The organism is Staphylococcus sp. HMSC34G04, from assembly GCF_001838765.1.
GTDB classification, from domain to species: domain Bacteria; phylum Bacillota; class Bacilli; order Staphylococcales; family Staphylococcaceae; genus Staphylococcus; species Staphylococcus epidermidis.
In genome coordinates this window covers 1-20474 of the sequence record NZ_KV838739.1, presented here as the reverse complement: position 1 = coordinate 20474, position 20474 = coordinate 1, and the positions used below count along the sequence as shown (strand labels likewise).

Below are 20474 nucleotides of genomic sequence, written 5' to 3'. Positions count from 1 at the left end.
CGTGTCATAGTATAATGTAAAATTGTCGAATTTCATGTTTCTACTATTATATATATCAATGTATCAAAAAAGATAACTAATTTTTAAAATAAAACCATACTGATACTTAATCCGTTATTTTGATTTTTATTTAAATCAACCTACCTGGTTCCTCACCAAATTCTCTGCACTAGAATTTTCTGTTCCCATATTTATATTTTCAATTGAAATATCTATCAAAAATTAAACTATTCTTCTATTTAAGTATTCAACAAATGATGATACACCTATATGGGATGGAATACTTACCAACATATGTATATATCTTTGCTTCAATTATTTTACAATTTTCCACTCACATCATTGACACAAGGGGTTTCCTATCCCTTATTTCTTTTCCATATATCACTAGCCTACTATATCTGGGCTCAAAAACAATGTGCTACTTACAATTTCATTATGTATGTGCTAAACTGTTTGTGTCGGATGACATTAAAAAGCATCTCTTCGTGTTGAATATTTTGGTTGGCTGACCGATGTATATTCTAGCATGTAGAGATGCTTTTTTTAGATAAAGATAAAACTTTTGTGAATCATACGCATAACGTATGGTGTTCTTTATACAAAAAAACAACGAACCTGAACAAGGTTTAATGTTCAAGGTTCGTTGAAATCAATACTAATATATATTATTTTTTAATAGTTAATAACTCTTCATAAATGCCTGCTTTTTTAGCTGCATCAATAAGGGTTGTTCCTATTTCAGAAGGTGTATCTGCAGTTTCAACACCACAATCGTTTAATGTTTTAATCTTTTCAGATGCTGTACCCTTACCTCCTGAAATAATAGCTCCAGCATGACCCATACGTTTACCTGGAGGCGCTGTCTGACCGCCGATAAAACCTACTACAGGTTTGTTCATATTTTCTTTAATCCATTGTGCCGCTTCTTCTTCTGCAGTACCACCAATTTCTCCAATCATTACTACGGCTTTAGTTTCAGAATCTTCATTGAATGCCTTTAAAACATCAATAAAGTTAGTCCCATTTACTGGATCACCGCCGATACCTACAGCAGTTGTTTGACCGATACCTTCTTCAGTTAATTGATGCACTGCCTCATACGTTAATGTACCAGAACGAGACACGACACCAACATGACCTTTTTTATGGATATATCCCGGCATAATACCAATTTTACACTCATCGGCAGTTATCACACCAGGACAGTTTGGTCCGACTAAACGTGTTTTACGACCTTGTAAATATCTTTTTACTTTAACCATATCAACAACAGGTATATGTTCAGTAATACAAATAACCATGTCTAAATCGGCATCAGCTGCTTCAATAATTGAATCAGCAGCGAATGGTGCTGGTACGTATACAACAGATACATTAGCTCCTGTTTCATTTTTAGCTTCTTCAACAGTGTTATATACTGGAACACCTTCTACAACTTGTCCACCTTTACCAGGCGTTACCCCTGCGACAATTTGTGTCCCATAATCAAGCATTTGTTTTGTATGGAAAAGGGCAGTAGACCCTGTGATACCTTGTACCATTACTTTCGTATTTTTATCAATAAATACACTCATCTTAGTGCTCCCATCCTTTCCTTATGCTTCTTTAACAAGTTTAACAATTTTTTGAGCACCTTCAGCCATAGTTGCCGCTGGCTCAATAGCTAAACCTGATTCGTTTAATATTGCTTTACCACGTTCTACATTAGTTCCTTCTAAACGAACAACTAATGGTAATGTTAGTTCAACTTCTTTAACCGCTGCTACAATACCTTCGGCAATAACATCACATTTCATAATTCCACCAAAAATATTTACAAAGATACCTTTAACATTGTCATCACCTAAAATAATTTTAAATGCTTCAGTTACCTTTTCTTTTGTAGCACCGCCACCTACATCTAAGAAGTTGGCTGGATTTCCACCAAAATGATTAATTGTATCCATTGTTGCCATGGCTAAACCTGCGCCATTAACCATACAACCAATATCTCCATCTAAAGCGATGTATGATAAATCATATTTAGAAGCTTCTATTTCCTTAGGATCTTCTTCTTCTAAATCTCGTAATTCTAAAATATCTTTATGTCTAAATAATGCATTATCATCAAAATTTAATTTAGCATCTAAAGCCAATACTTGACCGTCTCCAGTTGTAACAAGTGGATTGATTTCAACAATAGAACAATCTTTTTCGATAAAGACATTATATAGTGCGAGTAAAAATTTAGTTGCTTTTCCAACTGATTCTTTTGGAATGTTAATATTAAAAGCGATACGTCGCGCTTGGTAAGGTGATAATCCTACTACTGGATCAATTGTTTCTTTGAAAATCTTTTCAGGTGTTTGAGCTGCAACCTCTTCAATTTCAGTTCCACCTTCTTCTGATGCCATCAAAGTCACTTTATCAGTAGCACGATCAATAACAAAACCAACATAATATTCTTTTTGGATATCGCATCCTTCTTCAATATATAAACGTTTAACCTCTTTGCCCTCTGGCCCAGTTTGATGTGTGACCAATTGTTTACCTAGCAGTTCATTTGCGTATGTTTCGACTTCAGATAATGATTTAGCAATTTTCACGCCGCCTGCTTTACCTCTACCCCCAGCGTGAATTTGCGCTTTAACCACATATACGTCTGAATTTAATTCTTTCGCTTTTTCCACTGCTTCTTCAGCAGTAAATGCTACTCGTCCCTCTGGAACTGCAACGCCCATTGAACGAAATATTTCTTTCCCTTGATACTCGTGGATATTCATCTTCCATCCTCCTGTTTCTTAGGTTAAGTTGCCCTTTAATTATAAAAAATGTAAGCGCTATTGTAAACTGATTGACAGTATTTATTGCAATTTAAGCAAAATTCAAATTATTTCATCATTGATTTAATCGGTTCAAATGATTGACGATGTTCATTGATAAAGCCCACTCGATCAATAGCCTCTAAATGTTGCTTAGTTCCATAACCAGCATTTTTATCAAAACCATAGTCTGGAAACTGTTTAGATAGTTGTCTCATATATTGATCACGATATTCTTTAGCCATGATACTTGCTGCTGCGATAGATACACTTTTAGCATCACCTTTAATAATTGAAGTTTGTGGGATATCAATATCTAGTGTCATTGCGTCTATTAATAAATGCGTAGGTGTAACATCTAAGTGATTTATAGCACGTAGCATTGCTAATTGAGTTGCCCGATAAATGTTCAATTCATCTATTTCAACTGAGGACGCTATGCCATATGTATATTGATAGACATTTTCTTTTAAATTTTGATTAAGTCGTGCTCTATTTTTGGGAGATACTTTTTTAGAGTCATCTAAACCAATATAATGATGATTCTTCTCTAAGATGACTGCACAAGCCACAACTGGTCCAGCCAAGGGCCCACGCCCTACCTCATCAATTCCACAAATTAATGCATCCCTATTAGATGACATAATATTGTTTTCGTATTGATTCATGGATAAATAGTGCTCTTCTAATGCTTGTTGCTTAAGAATATTTTTTTCCCTAGACTTAATCGCATTTATAACACCTTTACGTGAATCATTATTTGCTTCATGTTTATGTAACTCTTCCAACGTTTCAATTTGAGATAGTTTTTCTTTAATTTCTTTAATTGTTAGAGACATACTATCATTCACTCTTCATTTCTTTTAAAATATCAAAACAATAAGTTCCAATTTTGGCATTTCTCATATCATTGATAATCAACTCAATGACAGATTCATAATCTACTTCATTTCCTTTTTGTAACAATCCTCTTCTTCTTCCAATCGCATCAAACCAATCGAGTATCTCAGCGTCTTCATGTGTATCAATATTATAATGTTTCTTTAAAGCGGAAACATCATGCTTAATCATAAAATTCAAACCATAAATAGCTACCTCATCTAAATGCACAATACTATCCTTAATCGCACCAGTTAAACTTAATTTTTTACCGACCTCTTCATCTTCGAATTTAGGCCATAAAATACCTGGTGTATCAAGTAATTGAAGAGACTTCCCAACTTTAATCCATTGTTGCTGTTTTGTTACTCCTGGTTTATTTCCAGTTTCGGCGATACTACGTTTTGCTAACTTATTTATTAGTGTTGATTTTCCAACATTAGGAATGCCTACAATCATAGCTCTTATCGCTCTAGGTTTTAAACCTTTAGCTTTTTCACGATCAAATTTTTCTTGAGTTGCTTTTATAGCTTCAACTTCAACATTTTTAAGATTCTTGCCATGTTTTGCATCTACAGCCACCGGATAAAAACCTTCATCTTTAAAATAAGTTTCCCACTTTTCTAATTCTTTTAAATTCGTCATATCTTTTTTATTTAAAATTACTACTCGAGGTTTTTGTTTAATGACATCATCAATCATAGGGTTTCTCGAACTGTATGGAATACGTGCATCGACGAGTTCAAAAACTACATCTACCTTTTTCAGTTGTTCACTAACTTGTCTTTTGGCTTTAGCCATATGACCTGGATACCATTGTATCGCCATGCGTCATCATCCTATTCTTATTATTTTCTTAAACTTTTATCTATAACTTCATAATTATACTTTATAATAGCTAACCCAACCACTTTAAGTTTAACATGTGCATCATTTAGGATAAAAACCATTCTTCAATTCATAACAAATCTACGATGACCATTTGTAAACTTATTCAAAACTATTAAAATCAATTAACTTTATTAAATTACATTAAATTTAATGTAAATAGATTTAAATAATGCCACTAATACTTTCATTCATTGCCACAATAACCTACAATTTGACTAAACTAAAAAATTTTCAGCTCAATATGATGCGTTTTAGGAGAAATAAATGAGAAGAAAAGCATGTTTCATTATATTATTAATTACATTATCATTAATTGGTCATAGTTATATTATTTTTCGTTTCCATCATGATGGTATTCTTTCAACTGGCCCAAATGATGGTATGGAACAGATGATTCCTATTCAAATGTATCTTTATCATCAATGGACTCAAGGAAACTTATTTTATTCAACACATTTGGGTCTTGGTGGAGATTTTTTCACTGACTTAAGTTATTATTTTTCAACAAATTTAATATTTATTTTGAATGTCCCTATCATCAAATTATGTGAAATATTCTTTTCATTGAACACTAATCAAATTCTTCTTTGGATGTACAATGCGCTAATTGTTTCAATTATTAAAGCAACTATTGCTCTGTTTTGCACTTATTTATTTAGTTATTATATTTCTAAAAATAAAATAATCAGTTTATTGATTTCATTTATTTTTGTTATGTCACCTTTGTACTTTAGATTTACAATTTACTGGCCATTCTTTAGTGATACTTTCATTTGGTTACCACTCTTATTATTAGGGATTGAACGTTTATTAAGGGATTTTAAAGTAGGTTTATTTATACTAACTGTAAGTCTAATTCTAATTAATAACTTTTATTTTGCATATTATTTCCTCATTATTGGTATAGGTTATACCTTGATTAGAATTATTTACAGACATCCTAAAGATAGTTTAACTCGTTGGCAAGCTTCTCTTACAATTATATGTAGTGCGCTACTCGCTTTAGGAAATAGTATGTTTGTGTTCTTTCATGGTGTTCAAAGTTTTCTTAATAATCGTCGACAATCATTTACAGGACAAGTAAATTGGATTGAACATTTAAGTAAAGACACTAATATATTTTTCGATAATTACTTGATTGTTGTGTTATTTTTATCTATTCAAGCTCTTTTGACAATCAAATTATATAAACATTTTTATTATAAATTATTTGCATTGTTATTATTGGCAACAATTATTTTTGCATTTCTCCCATTTGTTGACCAACTATTTAATGGGTTTTCAGCACCTCAAAAACGATGGCATTTTATCTTAGCCTTTAATAGTTCAATTTTAATTGGGTTATTTGTAAAGTATTTTAAAACAATTCGTCCAAAGACCTATATTTATACTAATCTGATAGCTCAAAGTGTCATCTACATAAGTTCAATTAGCTACCATACTTTTTTACCTTGGATCTCTTTAGTTCCAGTTGTGTCAGTGATTGGGCTATTAATTTTATTAATAAAAGAGAAAAAAGTACGTTATTATCTTACTTACATTTATAGTATTTCGATCGCTGCTCTCAGCCTTATGATTACTTTCGTATTCATAAAAAATCAAATTTTCTTTCAAGATCATATTAATCGTGCGAACAAGCGATACATTAATTCAAGTTTATATAGCTCGGCTATGCAAAGATCTTTAGTAAAAGAAATGAATCAAACTAAGAATGACGATCAACGAATAAATTGGCGTGTCGATGAACAAGATAATACCCCTATGTATCAAAATTTTAAAGGACTTAGTATTTACTCTAGTATATTTCATCACAATATTCTCGATTTCTATTACGATGCGTTAAAAATTAATTTAGCTGAAGAATCTGTCAGTCGATACCAGTCTACGAATGCTCGCCAAAATATCGAGAGTCTGTTTTCAGTAAAATATTTAATGATGAAAGACTATCAAAATTTTATTCCATCTTATTTTAAAAAAGTTAAGTCACGCGGACAATATATTATTTATAAAAATCAACTTCTACTACCAAGTGTAAAAGTAACACAAAACATTTATAATCATAAAAGTTTAAAAAAGCCTATAGATAGGGAGCATGCAATGATTAATGGTGCTATTGTGACATCCAAAGGTGAATCATACCACTCAAAAGTTAAAAATTTATTAGACCAAACACGTGTGTCAACACAAAATATAACACGATATTCAAACAATGAACTAACCGTTAATAAAGAGAGCGGAATAATCAAATTACATTTACCTAAAAATATAAGAGACAAATACAAAGATTTTTATCTCACTATGAATATTGAACGAGGTGAACCTGACAGTAATTACACAGTGAGCATCAATCAATATCATAATCATCGTCTATACAACGATTCTATATATCGCACGGGAATAAGCAAGGTGCTTTATCGATGTTTACCAGACAAAAATGGTGACATTACGATTCAATTATCACCAAATGGTAAGTTCAATTTGGAACTGTTAGAATTAAACGGTGAAAATTATGATACGCTAAAACAAGCACACCATCATGCTAACTTTAATATGTGTTATAAAGATATAAAAAACGGGGTAAAAGTTAACTTAGATCATCATTCTAAGGGACTTGCAGTTATTAATATTCCGTATCGTAAAGGTATGCGTGCATACGTGGATGACCGACAAGTCAATATCAAAAAGGTAAATTATATGATGACAGGTGTCCCAGTTAATAAAAATGATAAAACAATTGTGATTCAATATCGACCACCTTTTCTAAAAACGATGTTTTCTATCTCAATATTTAGTATAGTGTTGAGTATTGTATTCATTAGATTAAAGAATATAAGGAAAAGAAAGATGAGGACTCGCCATGATTAAAAATATATGGAATAAACCTATGAAACGTTTTACACTAATCGTTTTACTTAGTTGCATATTGTCATTTATTCTATATGGCCCTTTTCTCTATCAATTTATAACTAAAGGTATTGTATTTAGTGGTAGTGGAGATGGCTTCAGACAAATGATGCCTTTTCAAATGTATCTTTATGAACACTTTACATCATTAAAAGGGTTTTATGATGCTTCATTTGGGTTGGGAGGCGACTATGTAAAATCACTGGCATATTATTATTCACTCTCTCCATTGATGTGGATTAACTTCTCCATGATATGGATATTGGAACAAACTATCAATGTGAATCCTCATGACATCAGCTTTTGGCCAATAAACCAATTAATCATGGCATATGTGCGCACTGTAATCACATTTATTTTTTCATTTTATTTATTTAATTATTTGCGACTTAAACCTGCACCATTGTTTATAGCAACTATATTATATGGTATGTCTACTGTTGTTACATATTATAATTTTACTTGGTCATTTTACGGCAATCTTTTAATTATGTTACCTATGTCAATTTGGGCTATAGAAAGATTCTTTAAAGAACGTAAAATAGGATGGTTTATTTTCGCGATTGCTTATACGTTATTCTCAAACTTTTATTTTAGTTACTATGAAGCAATTGTCATTGGTTTCTATTTTATTTATCGAGTCGTTATTCCTCATGAGACAGATATCGTGAATCGTTGGCAGAAATTTTACATACTCGTATGTGCCACTTTGTTAAGTGTATTAGTAAGTATTTACGGACTATATACTGGTGTATCTTCTTTTTTAGATAATGACCGAGCGCAAAATCCTAATTTCAAAATTACTTTTTTCACAAATTTATTTGAAACCAATTATAATATTTTTGCTAATGGCTTTTACATTACAATTTCTTTTATTGCTATCATTGCATTATTTTGTTTTAAATTATATCAACACTATTATTATAAATTGTTCGCAATTGCAACTTGGATCTTACTCATCGGTTCTTTTTTTCAATGGTTTGATAGTGCATTTAACGGCTTTTCATTGCCCCAAAGACGTTGGGTTTACTTCTTAGCATTATCAACAAGTGTATTAATTGCATTGTTTATACAACATTTAAGTGAAATATCAATTAAAGAATATACCTTTGTTGCTATACCAGTATTCATATACGGTTTCGTATTTATCACACTGTCTGAAAGATCAGTAAAGTGGATGTTTGTTGCATTGATTTTAATCATAGTGTTGTTTATATTTATTAAATATAAATCGTTGTTAACCCGTACTTCAATGATGGTATTACTCGTTGTCTTATTTTTAGCTCAACAAGTCTTAATGACTAATGATTCTAGAAAAATTACTATCGAACCTTATCAAACGACTATCAAAACAATTAATGATTCAAGCTATAGAAGTCCTGTCCTAAATAAAAAAATTAAGTATATGCATCAAAGCTCTACAAATCCATTGAAAAGATTAGATTATTTTTCATACTATGCATTAAACTCACCTATGATATATCACTACAACGGAACATCATTGTATTCTAGTATTTTCAATGGAGATATATTGAAATACTATGACAAGACGTTACAAATTAATATGCCTGTAGATAAAAATAGTACTTATCGATATTTAAATAATCGTGCAAACTTAATGTCTCTTTGGGATGTTCAAGATCGATTACGACATCCTGATGATTTAAATATGCCTTATGGTTTTAAAAAGAAAGAACTTATAACTGATAAAAAAGATCAATGGATTCATTCTGTTAATACAATAAATTATCCTAGTGCACACGTTACTAATAAAATTTATGATCCAAAAACACTAAAATCTCCCCTTGATAGAGAGCAAGCTATGCTTAAAGGTGTCGTATTGAATCATAAATCCCAAGCCAATACTGATTTTAAACCTAATACTAATTTACTTTCTAATGCAAAACAAAACTTAAATCATGCGAATTGGATTGATAGTAAACATTTAAAAGTTAAACAGAATAATGGTGGCGTCACTCTCAATTTACCACGCAATATAGTTAAAAATTATAAAGATATGTATATTGAAATGGATGTTGAATTACTATCTCCTGACAAAGAACATAAAGTAGGAGTTAATGAATATTCACAAGAAAGAAACCGTTTATCATACAAATATCGTCGTTTTGTTTCGCCAGTGACGATGCGTGCTAAAGCTTCAAATCAACTTAACATCAAGATGTCAAAAGGAGTTTATCGTTTTAAAGTAAAAGGAATTTATGGTGAAAACTATCAAACATTAAAAAAAGCTTCTCAACAGCTCCAGCCAGTTAAAGTAAAAAAAGAAAGAAATGGTTTCACAATTATTAAAAAGAAAAAGGAACACGGTTATCTCGTCTTGCCAATGGTATATGCTAAAGGAATGCATGCAATGGCAAATGGAAAGCCTCTAAAGGTTCAACAAGGAAACGGTATTATGACTACTATTCCTGTAAAAGAGGGACAAACAAAGATAAAATTAAGTTATACCCCTCCTTATTTTTATTTATTAATCACTGTCAGTTGTATTGGAATCATTTTGAGCATTCTTTTCACTCATTACGTAAAAAGAAAATAAATTAATTATTAATGATTTTCATAACTAAATAATTTTAATAAAATAAAAAAGCTTTCAAACTCTGATAAAACAGAAGTTTGAAAGCTTTTTTTCATTGTGGCACATCTTAAGCAATATGTTGAAATTGGCAACTATAGTGCTTATAGACTGGCCTTTTATAAATTGTCGAATATACTGTTTAGCGAATTTCTTGAATTCTAGCAGCTTTACCACGTAAACTACGTAGGTAATATAATTTAGCACGACGTACTTTACCACGACGTTTAACTTCAATTTTTTCGATTTTAGGCGTGTGTAATGGGAAAGTTCTTTCCACACCTACACCAGAAGAAATTTTACGAACTGTGAAAGTTTCTGAAATTCCTCCACCACGGCGTTTAATTACAACACCTTCGAAAACTTGGATACGTTCGCGAGAACCTTCAACGATTCTTACGTGTACACGTAAAGTGTCTCCTGAACGGAAAGTGGGTAAATCAGTACGTAATTGTGATTTAGTTACTGCTTCGATTAACTTATGATTACTCATTATAAATTCTCTCCTTCAACCTATGTTCTTGCCTAGACAAAAGTATAGCAGCGGATCATAGTGATTATTAGTGTTTTTTCACACTTGAATTATAATAGCATAACGTTAATCATTTTTCAATTTCTTTTTATAGGTTTCTAAAATTTCTCTATCTTTTTCAGTTAATGGATATTGTTCTAATAAATCTGGTCGCTTTTCATAAGTACGAATGAGCTTTTGCTCATGTCTCCACTGATCAATGTGCGCATGATTGCCAGATAATAATACTTCAGGTACGCTCATATTTTTATATTCACGTGGACGTGTGTATTGAGGAAATTCTAACAATCCATCTGAAAATGAATCATCTTGATGTGATGCTTGATTACCTAAGACGCCTGGAATAAGCCTCACTATTGCATCCGTCATCGTCATTGCTGGTAACTCTCCACCAGTTAGGACATAATCACCCATTGATATTTCGTCAGTTACAAGATGCTTACGTATGCGCTCATCATATCCTTCATAGTGTCCGCAAATAAAGACAATATGTTTTGCTTCACTTAATTCTTGTGCAATCTCTTGAGTAAAGGGACGGCCTTGTGGACACATAAGTATCACTCGAGTATGTTCATTACGATTTATGTCTTCCATAGCATTAAAAACAGGTTCAGGCTTTAATACCATACCTTGGCCACCACCAAATGGGTAATCATCAACTTGATTATGCTTATTAACAGAATAATCTCGGAAATTGATAGTATTAACATTGATGATTCCCTTATCTTGCGCACGTTTTAGTATTGAGTGATTTAAAACACCTTCAAACATTTCAGGAAATAGCGTTAAATAATCTATCTTCATTAATCTAACAATCCTTCCATCGGTGTAATTTTAATCGTTTTATTTTCTATATCAATATCTTTCACAACATCTTCAATATAAGGAATGAGATACTCTTTTTCACCTTTCACAACCCAAACGTCATTAGCACCTGTTTCAAAAATATTAATCACCCGGCCAATTGGCGTATCATCATCTTTAAATACTGTACAACCAATAATATCCGAATAATAATATTCATGCTCTCCTAATTCTATATCTTGGTGATCACGTTCTTGATAAATATAATCACCTTTCAAATGTTCAATATCATTTATGTTGTTGATTCCTTCAAACCTTAACATGTGAAACCCTTTATGTATACGATAAGAATCGACCGTATAAACAATTTCAGTATTATTATGTTTTACAAGTAATTGTTCACCAGGTTGAAATCGTGTTTCAGTAAAATCAGAGTTGGATTTCACCTTTACTTCCCCTTTAATACCATGAGTATTGACTATTTGTCCAACCTCTACTTCCATATATGACCCTCCTTCTAAATAAAGTTTATTAAACTGAATCAAATATATATTAACACGTATGTATGTAACAAATAAATATGATTAAAAAAGGACGCCATATTGGCGTCCCACAAAAACATGAGCTAATTATTTAGCATTCTTTTGTTCATCAAATTTTTTCAAAATACCTTCTCTAGATAAGATATTGTGAACTGTATCAGTTGGTTTAGCACCGTCGTGTAACCATTTTAAAGCTAATTCTTCGTCGATTTTAACTTCTGGTGCATTAACGTGTGCTGGGTTGTAAGTACCTAATTGCTCAATGATACGACCATCACGTGGTGAACGTGCATCTGCAACTACGATACGATAGAATGGGTTTCTTTTAGAACCTAAACGAGTTAAACGAATTTTAACTGCCATTTAAATTACTCTCCTTTATGTGTTTATGATTTTATTTTCTACAAGAATAAATAATAACAGTTACACAAATTTTTGTAAAGACTTTTTTCTTTACCAAAAGTAGATTTACGAAGTAAATCGTACTTTTGGTTATGCATGAGCTTTAGCTCAAGCGTTCCACTGCTCTTTTACGAAGTAAATCGTACTTTTGGTTATGCATGTGCTTTAAATCAAGCGTTTCTGTTAATTTTGTTAACAATCCTTATTAAGGTTCAAAAAAATCAAGCATCGAAGACACTCTCAAGTTTCGATGCTTGATTTCATAAATTAAAACGGTAAGTTCATACCCTTTAACATATTTTGCATTTGGTTTCGTTTAGCTTTTTTACCTTTACCGCCACCAGTAAATTGTTTCATCATTTTCTTCATATCATTAAATTGTTTCATTAGTCGATTAACTTCTTGTAAAGATCGGCCTGATCCTTTTGCAATACGTTTTTTACGCGATACATTTAATGTTTCAGGGTTTGAACGCTCTTTAGGTGTCATAGATTGTATAATCGCTTTAATATGATCAATTTGTTTATCACTCATATTAAGCTTATCTAAACCTTTCATTTTATTCATACCAGGAATCATTTTCATTATATCATCTAAAGGACCTAAATTCTTAACTTGATCTAACTGTTCTAAGAAATCATCTAATGTAAATGATGACTCTCGCATCTTCTTCTCTAGATCTTTAGCCTTTTCTTGATCTACATCTTGTTGCGCTTTTTCAATGAGACTTAAAACATCACCCATACCTAAAATACGCGAAGCCATTCGTTCAGGGTGGAATAATTCTAAACCATCCAATTTCTCACTCATACCTACAAATTTAATAGGTTTTTGGGTAACGGAACGGATTGAAAGTGCTGCACCACCACGTGTATCACCATCTAATTTAGTCAATGTTACACCTGAAACATCTAATTGTTCATCAAATGATTGTGCCACATTCACAGCATCTTGACCTGTCATTGCATCAACAACAAGCATAATTTCATCTGGTTTAGAAATTTCTTTAACTTCTTGAAGCTCATTCATAAGTGTTTCATCAATATGCAAACGACCAGCTGTATCAATGATAACGAAATCTAGATGTTCTTCTTTAGCATGTTTTAAAGCATTTTCAACAATTTGTTGTGGTGATACTTGATCACCTTCACTATACACAGGGATATCAATTTGTTTACCTACTGTTTGTAATTGATCAATAGCAGCTGGACGATAAATATCTCCTGCCACAAGTAAAGGTTTCTTGTTATATTTTTTACGCATTAATAATGCCAACTTACCTGCTGTCGTCGTTTTACCTGCACCTTGTAAGCCTACCATCATAACAACAGTTGGTGGTTTGTTTGCCATCTTAATGGATGTATTTTCTCCACCCATTAAGCTAGTAAGTTCTTCTTGTACGATTTTAATAACCTGTTGGCCAGGTGTTAAAGATTGCATGACATCAGAACCTAGCGCACGTTCTGAAACAGTCTTAACAAATTCCTTAACAACTTTGAAGTTAACATCGGCTTCCAATAACGCTAATCTCACTTCACGCATCATCGTTTTAATGTCTGCTTCTGTTACTTTCCCTTTACCACGCATTTTTTGCATCGTGGCTTGTAAGCGATCGGATAATCCTTCAAATGCCATAACGTTTGCCCTCCTTTATTATAATGATCACTACTCTAATTCTTCTAATTGAGTGATATATTGTTTAAGCAACTCAGGTTGATTAAGTGATTGTTTCATTAAGTTATATAATTCACGACGTTTCTCGAATCTTTGGTATAGTCGTAATTTCGATTCATAATCTTCTACTAAATCGCCAGTTCTTCTTATATTATCATAAACTGCTTGTCTACTCACTTCAAATGTATCAGCAATTTCACTTAAAGAATAATCTTGTAAATAAAATAATTCGAGATAATTTTTCTGTTTATTTGTAAGCAAACTTTGATAAAAATCAAATAGATAATTCATACGCAATGTTTTAACTAAATCATTTTGTCCCATTTTAGTTACCTTCTTCAGATTCAACGGATGAATTTCTAGAGATTTCTTCAGGAATATCTTCATTTTGTTCTATCATATCAGCAAATAATCCATATACATAGCTTTCAGGACTAAACGGTTGTAAGTCATCCATTTTTTCACCTAAACCAACATATTTAACTGGAATGTGTAACTCATTTCGAATTGCTAATACAATACCCCCTTTAGCAGTACCGTCTAATTTAGTTAAAACTATACCTGAGACATTTGTAACTTCCTTAAATGAACGTGCTTGTGAAAGTGCATTTTGACCAGTTGTTGCATCTAAGCATAATAAAGCTTCATGGGGGGCATCAGGTATTGCTCGATTAATCACACGTTTCATTTTATCTAACTCTTGCATTAAATTAGATTTATTTTGCAAGCGTCCTGCAGTGTCACAAATTAAAATATCTACGTCTTTATTTTTTGCTGCATTAATCGCATCATATACTACTGCTGCAGGGTCAGAACCTTCGTTTTGACTCACAACTTCAACGCCAACACGTTCTCCCCAGACGTTTAATTGTTGAATTGCTCCAGCTCTAAAAGTATCACCAGCAGCTAACATTACTTTTTTACCTTCTTGTTGATAACGATAAGCTAATTTACCAATTGTTGTTGTTTTGCCGACACCATTCACACCAACCATCAGTATGACATTTAAACGTCCATCTTCAATATTCATTGCTTCAGAATGATCGTCCTCTTGATGATAGATTTCTACAATCTTCTCAACTATAACCTCTCTTAAGTCTTCTGTTTCTTGTATATTACGTCTTTGTGCTTCTGTACGTAGCTCATCAGTTAATTTCATAACAGTATTAAAACCAACGTCCGCAGTAATAAGCATTTCTTCCAGAGCTTCGAAGAAATCTTCGTCAACTTTTCTATATCGAGCAATTAAATTATTTAACTGTTCTTGGAAGTTTTGACGTGATTTTTCCAAACCGGCCTTGAATTTTGCTCCAATTTTTTGAGCTTCTATTTCTTCAAAATCTTCAATCGATATCAAGCCATCTTCGTCAAAATCAGCTTCACTTAATTTTTTAGGTTTCTTTTTGGGTTTAACTTGTTCATCAGAATCATTCGGATCCATTGAATCTGAATCACTGTTAACATTTGAATCTACAGATTCATCCAGGTCTTTTTGAATATCATCTTCATTTTTACTAGAAAATTTATCTTTCAGACGTTTAAAAAAACTCATGCTTGTTCCTCCTTCATAACCTCATCTATTGTATTTAGGTTGACGCTAACTAACTTAGAAACACCAGACTCTTGCATTGTTACACCATATAAACGATCAGAAAACTCCATCGTTCCCTTCCGGTGTGTAATTACAATGAATTGTGTTTCCGTAGATAATTCATTTAAATATTGAGCATATCGTATCACATTAGCTTCATCTAATGCCGCTTCTACTTCATCTAGTATAACAAAAGGTGCTGATCGAACTTTGAGAATGGCGAACAATAGCGCTATAGCACTTAAAGCACGTTCACCACCGCTTAATAATGAAAGATGTTGTAATTTCTTTCCTGGCGGTTGCACGATGATATCAACGCCAGCAGACAAATAGTCATCTTCAGTTAAACGAAGTTCTGCTTGTCCACCACCAAATAATTGCTTAAACACTGTCGTAAAATGATCTTGAACTGCATGAAATGTTGTTTTAAAACGTCCTTCTACTTCTTTATCCATTTCATGAATGATTTGTTCTAAGGTTTCTTTTGCTTCTCTTAAATCTGTTCGTTGCTCATTTAAAAATGTGTATCGCTCATTCAACTCTTCAAATTGTTCTATTGCATTTAAATTTACAGGACCTAATTCATCGATCGACATCTTCGTTAATTTTACTTTTTTACGCAAATTGTCAATAGTTTCATCAGAATCATATTCCATTCTTGCACGTTCTACTGTGAGTTGATACGTGTCATTTAAATGATCTATTGCATGATTAATTAATACATCTAGCTTTGATTGTTTTGCTTTAATATCTTGATAATGATTTTCTATAGAAAGTATATCTTGATGACATTTTTGAAGCTGACCTTCATTCATTTCGATTTTCTCATTAAAATCTTTACGTTGCTGTTTAATCTCACTAAGTTGTTGATTTAAATTTTGTCTTACATTTTCTTGTTGCTGAATTTGCTCTTTCAACTTTTCAAAAGCATCTTCACCCATCATTTCATCTGAATTAAACAATTTGATTTTTTCATTTACTTCAAGTTTTTGACGTTCTGAATCGCTAAGTTGTTTATCTAAATGTTCGTGTACTTGCTTTTGCGATTTAATTCTCTCTTTAACAACAGCTAAATCAGATTGTTTTTGATGTAGTTGCTGTTGTGTTTGATGTGTCGAAGCTTTTCCCTCTTTTGATAATTGTGTATATCTTTCAATATCATTTTCTAGTTGCTTCAATTGTTGTTGTATCTCAGTTAAATGATTTTGCTTTTCTTTTAAAGTTTCTTTACTTTTATCACTTTGATATCCATCATTTTTTTCAAATTCGAACTCTTCATGTTCATTTTTAAGATGTGCTTCTTGTGTTTTTAGTCTATCTAGTTCTAATTCGTGATGATGTACTTGTTCTTTTAAATTGTTGTACTGCTGACTTGCACTAAAATATTGTTCACTTAATTGTTCAGCTTGTGTTTTTTGTTCTTTAAACTGACGTTCAAATTCTGCTGTTTGTCGTTGATAATCTTCAAGTTGATTTCGCATTGTTGATAATTCATCTTTTTGTGACAATATACTTTTTGTTTTACGTGCTCCTCCTCCTGTCATGGAACCACCAGGATTTACAACATCACCTTCTAAAGTTACTATTCTTGTCCGATATCGAATGGCACGTGCAAGTTCATTTGCATGTTTTAAATTTTCTACAATGATGGTATTACCTAATAAATTTTCAATGATGTTTTGATATTTAGCAGATACATTTATAGCATCAGATGCAATATTAATAAATCCTTGTGAACTACGAGCTACATCTTTAATCTCAGCAGCTACATGTCTTGGTTGAATCACGTTTAATGGTAAAAAAGTAGCACGACCTAGACCTCTTTGCTTCAAGTACTGGATTGCTTGACGACCGTCTTTTTCATTATCAACAATAACGTGCTGTAACGATGCACCTAAGGCTGTTTCAATTGCTTGCGTCATTTCTGAAGGAACGTTAATTACTTCTGCAACCGCACCATGAATCCCTCTTAGTTCTTTATCTTTTGCTTTCAAAATGTGCTTTACACCATTAAAGAAATACGTGTAATCTTCCTCTTGAGTAGCTAAACTATCAATTCTTGATTTTAACTTTTCATTATAACGATAGGCTTGATATAGTTTATTTTCATATTCAGAAAGAAGTCTTTTAGAATCTGTCAACTGTCGTTCTAATTGTTGAATATTTTGTTCTACTTTTTGCATAGATTTCTTAGAACTTTGATATGCCTTGTTTGTTTGAGTAATATTTTGTTGAATGTCCTTAAGTTGATTGAAAGCCTCTACTAAACGCGAATCTAATCGTGATTTTTTTGCTTCATTTTCATTGATTGTATGTTCTAAAAATCTTATATCATTATTAACATCTGATTGTTCTGACATCAATGTATAATAACTATTTTTAATTTCTTCCAGTTTTTCGTCGTGTTGTTCATCAGATACATAAAGAAGTGACTCTAATTCTTGAACTTCCTTGTTTAATTGCTTTTGCTTATTTTTCAAATCGGCTAATAATTTTTCATTTTGAGCTTTTTCATTTTTAATAGAATCAATTTGTGATTCTAAATTATCTAATTCTTCCTCATATCTTGCATTTGTTTCTGATTGGTTTTTCTTTCGTTCTTCTAATACATTTAGCTTACCTGATAATTGCTCATAATTCTCAGTTGCTTTAACTAATTCATAATTTAACTTTTCAATGTCATAATCGTTTTGTTGGCGTTTACCTTTATATCGTTGTAGTAACTGATTGATTTGAGCTTGTTGACCTTCTTTCTCAGCCTGTTGACTCTTTAGGTGATTTAAACGCTCATCTAATCGTTGATTATCTTCGGTATAATGATCAATGTCAGATACTGTAACGATGACATCACTTTGCTCCATTTCTTTAGATAATTGCTTATATTCTTTAGCAATGGCCGCCTCTTCTTTTAACGGTTCCACTCGTCCCTCTAAATCATATAAGATATCTTCGACCCGATTAAGATTATCTTCAGTATGGTCAAGTTTTTGAATCGATTCAGCTTTACGCTTTTTATATTTAAGTACTCCAGCAGATTCTTCAATAATTTGTCGACGATTGATTGGTTTTGCATTCAATATTTCATCTACTCGTCCTTGAGAAATAATACTAAATGCTTCCTTTCCAAGTCCTGAATCGAGAAATAAATCTATAATATCCTTTAACCGTGCACGATCATTATTTAAATAATATTCACTCTCACCACTTCGATAGAGACGGCGTGTGACAACTAATTCCTCAGAATCAATTTGTAATTTTTGTGAATGATTATCTAATTTAAGTTTTACTTCAGCAAAATTTTGAGCTTTTCTATGTTCAGCACCTGAAAAAATGATATCTTCCATTTTAGCACCACGTAGTGATTTGGCAGATTGTTCACCTAGTACCCATTTAATTGCATCAGTAATATTACTTTTACCACTTCCATTAGGACCAACAATAGCTGTCACACCTTTATCAAATTGAACATTGGTATGGTCGGCAAAAGATTTAAATCCTATGGCATCAATTGATTTTAAATAAACCATTGTATTCTCCTTATCACAGTCGTGTTGAGTTGATAAGCTTGGGGCTATATTAACAATTATTCAAAATTATCAATATAGATTGAAGCTTTATATGATGATCAATCATAGATTATCATATTTTTATAATTATAATGATTTTTTATTTTTCATTAGTTTATACGCTTGTTCTGCTGCCTTTTGTTCGGATTCCTTCTTTGTCTTTCCTTTACCCTCTGCAACTGCTTTATTTTCTAAAATCACTTCCGATGTAAATAGTCTATGATGTGCGGGACCCTCTTCTTTAATTAATTGGTATGTCACATCTCCTTTATTTTGGCTATGCACATATTCTTGAAATTGTGTTTTAAAGTCTACGACACCAACGAGCTCGTCATCTTCTACATACGGAAAGATAACTTTTTCAGCAAATGTCCATACTGTGTCTAAACCTTGATCTAAATATAGTGCACCTACAAAAGCTTCAAAAGCATCTGAAATAAGGGAAGGTCTTGTTCTGCCTCCTGTCTTCTCTTCACCTTTACCTAATAAAATCAGTTCGTTTAATTTAATTTTATTCGCAAATATCACAAGTGAAGGTTCACAAACAATTGTTGCGCGCATCTTTGTCAAATTACCTTCTGGTAAATGAGGATGTCTGTCAAAAAGATAGCGTGAAACCGTCAATTCTAATACCGCATCACCTAAAAATTCTAAACGTTCGTTGTGTTCTAAACGATTCATATTAAAGTCATTAATAAAACTTGAATGAGAGAAAGCTTGTTGATATAAATCAATATTTTTAAAATGTAATCCTAACGACTTCATTTTATCAGTAAATTTTTGTTGAAAATCATGTACCATTTCTTTCTTTTTCTGGTTAGCCACAACCTAACCTCCTAACTATAAAGTTTAAAAGCTTAATTTAATTTTACGTGAAAACAGACTAAAACTAAAGAAAAAATCTGAGCCGACGAGAAGACGACTCAGATATTAATCATTTTATTTTTCAAGGCTGTTGATGTATTTAACAGCATCACCAACAGTGTTGATTTTTTCTGCTTCTTCATCAGGAATTTCAGTACCAAATTCGTCTTCTAATTCCATTACTAATTCAGCGATATCAAGTGAGTCAGCGCCTAAATCATCTTTGAATGATGCGTCTTCAGTTACCTTGTCAGCATCTACGCCTAAACGATCAACGATGATGTCTTTTACTTTATCGAAGTTTTCCACGTCGCTTCACCTCCTTTTAAAGAGTCTTTTGATAGACTATTTTATTTTCCCATTTTACTTTCTAAAATACAAGTAGAATTTTAGAAACACTTAATACATGTGTATTTAGTGTTTCTTAT

The 20474-nt window shown here is 32.1% G+C and carries 16 protein-coding genes and 2 pseudogenes; 2 read left to right on the top strand and 16 right to left on the bottom strand.

Features of this window, described 5'->3' with window-relative positions; genetic code table 11:
- Window positions 1-202: 202 nt before the first annotated feature.
- From HMPREF3241_RS13370 to ylqF, 6 genes and pseudogenes are all read right to left on the bottom strand, one after another.
- Window positions 203-303 (bottom strand): annotated as a pseudogene (locus HMPREF3241_RS13370) (IS200/IS605 family transposase); the annotation flags it as partial.
- Between the two features lie 57 nt (window positions 304-360).
- Window positions 361-472: pseudogene (locus HMPREF3241_RS13365) on the bottom strand (IS200/IS605 family transposase); the annotation flags it as partial.
- Between the two features lie 196 nt (window positions 473-668).
- On the bottom strand, window positions 669-1577 hold the full coding sequence (gene sucD, locus HMPREF3241_RS06860) for a succinate--CoA ligase subunit alpha (protein ID WP_002446283.1): 909 nt from the start codon (window positions 1575-1577) through the stop codon (window positions 669-671).
- A gap of 21 nt (window positions 1578-1598) precedes the next feature.
- Window positions 1599-2765, bottom strand: coding sequence for an ADP-forming succinate--CoA ligase subunit beta (gene sucC / locus HMPREF3241_RS06855; RefSeq protein ID WP_002439496.1), 1167 nt, complete (start codon window positions 2763-2765; stop codon window positions 1599-1601).
- A gap of 107 nt (window positions 2766-2872) precedes the next feature.
- Window positions 2873-3643: a ribonuclease HII gene (locus HMPREF3241_RS06850; protein WP_002475250.1), complete on the bottom strand. Its 771-nt coding sequence runs from the start codon at window positions 3641-3643 to the stop codon at window positions 2873-2875.
- A gap of 4 nt (window positions 3644-3647) precedes the next feature.
- Window positions 3648-4511 (bottom strand): ribosome biogenesis GTPase YlqF, encoded by an 864-nt coding sequence (gene ylqF / locus HMPREF3241_RS06845; protein ID WP_002457373.1) that lies wholly within the window; start codon window positions 4509-4511, stop codon window positions 3648-3650.
- Window positions 4512-4838: 327 nt separating this feature from the next.
- On the opposite strand from ylqF, the gene HMPREF3241_RS06840 reads away from it, so the two are divergent.
- Together HMPREF3241_RS06840 and HMPREF3241_RS06835 are read left to right on the top strand one after the other, a co-directional pair.
- Window positions 4839-7439: a YfhO family protein gene (locus HMPREF3241_RS06840; protein ID WP_046044078.1), complete on the top strand. Its 2601-nt coding sequence runs from the start codon at window positions 4839-4841 to the stop codon at window positions 7437-7439.
- Complete coding sequence (locus tag HMPREF3241_RS06835; protein WP_070853562.1) at window positions 7432-10035, top strand: YfhO family protein; 2604 nt, start codon at window positions 7432-7434, stop codon at window positions 10033-10035. Before HMPREF3241_RS06840 ends, HMPREF3241_RS06835 begins: the two co-directional genes overlap by 8 nt.
- 178 nt (window positions 10036-10213) lie before the next feature.
- Here the strand turns inward: HMPREF3241_RS06835 and rplS are convergent, their stop codons facing one another.
- The 10 genes from rplS to HMPREF3241_RS06785 all read right to left on the bottom strand — a co-directional run bounded on the left by rplS (window position 10214) and on the right by HMPREF3241_RS06785 (window position 20355).
- Window positions 10214-10564 (bottom strand): 50S ribosomal protein L19, encoded by a 351-nt coding sequence (gene rplS, locus HMPREF3241_RS06830; protein ID WP_002436293.1) that lies wholly within the window; start codon window positions 10562-10564, stop codon window positions 10214-10216.
- 105 nt (window positions 10565-10669) lie between these two features.
- Window positions 10670-11407 carry a tRNA (guanosine(37)-N1)-methyltransferase TrmD gene (trmD, locus tag HMPREF3241_RS06825; protein WP_002457376.1) on the bottom strand — a complete coding sequence of 246 codons (738 nt, stop codon included), beginning with the start codon at window positions 11405-11407 and terminating at the stop codon, window positions 10670-10672.
- On the bottom strand, window positions 11407-11910 hold the full coding sequence (gene rimM / locus HMPREF3241_RS06820) for a ribosome maturation factor RimM (RefSeq protein ID WP_002487161.1): 504 nt from the start codon (window positions 11908-11910) through the stop codon (window positions 11407-11409). The genes trmD and rimM overlap by 1 nt, the downstream gene beginning before the upstream one ends.
- A 126-nt stretch (window positions 11911-12036) precedes the next feature.
- Window positions 12037-12312 carry a 30S ribosomal protein S16 gene (gene rpsP, locus HMPREF3241_RS06815; protein ID WP_002439483.1) on the bottom strand — a complete coding sequence of 92 codons (276 nt, stop codon included), beginning with the start codon at window positions 12310-12312 and terminating at the stop codon, window positions 12037-12039.
- Window positions 12313-12618: 306 nt separating this feature from the next.
- Window positions 12619-13986 (bottom strand): signal recognition particle protein, encoded by a 1368-nt coding sequence (gene ffh / locus HMPREF3241_RS06810; RefSeq protein ID WP_002446275.1) that lies wholly within the window; start codon window positions 13984-13986, stop codon window positions 12619-12621.
- Between the two features lie 30 nt (window positions 13987-14016).
- The gene (locus HMPREF3241_RS06805; RefSeq protein WP_002457379.1) at window positions 14017-14349 is read right to left on the bottom strand and encodes a putative DNA-binding protein; all 333 of its coding nucleotides are present in this window, start codon (window positions 14347-14349) and stop codon (window positions 14017-14019) included.
- A 1-nt stretch (window position 14350) separates the two neighbouring features.
- Window positions 14351-15577 (bottom strand): signal recognition particle-docking protein FtsY, encoded by a 1227-nt coding sequence (gene ftsY / locus HMPREF3241_RS06800; RefSeq protein ID WP_002446273.1) that lies wholly within the window; start codon window positions 15575-15577, stop codon window positions 14351-14353.
- Complete coding sequence (gene smc, locus HMPREF3241_RS06795; protein ID WP_002446272.1) at window positions 15574-19143, bottom strand: chromosome segregation protein SMC; 3570 nt, start codon at window positions 19141-19143, stop codon at window positions 15574-15576. The genes ftsY and smc overlap by 4 nt, the downstream gene beginning before the upstream one ends.
- 126 nt (window positions 19144-19269) lie before the next feature.
- Window positions 19270-20007: a ribonuclease III gene (gene rnc, locus HMPREF3241_RS06790; RefSeq protein WP_002446271.1), complete on the bottom strand. Its 738-nt coding sequence runs from the start codon at window positions 20005-20007 to the stop codon at window positions 19270-19272.
- Window positions 20008-20121: 114 nt separating this feature from the next.
- Complete coding sequence (locus HMPREF3241_RS06785; RefSeq protein WP_001830184.1) at window positions 20122-20355, bottom strand: acyl carrier protein; 234 nt, start codon at window positions 20353-20355, stop codon at window positions 20122-20124.
- Window positions 20356-20474: the final 119 nt, after the last annotated feature.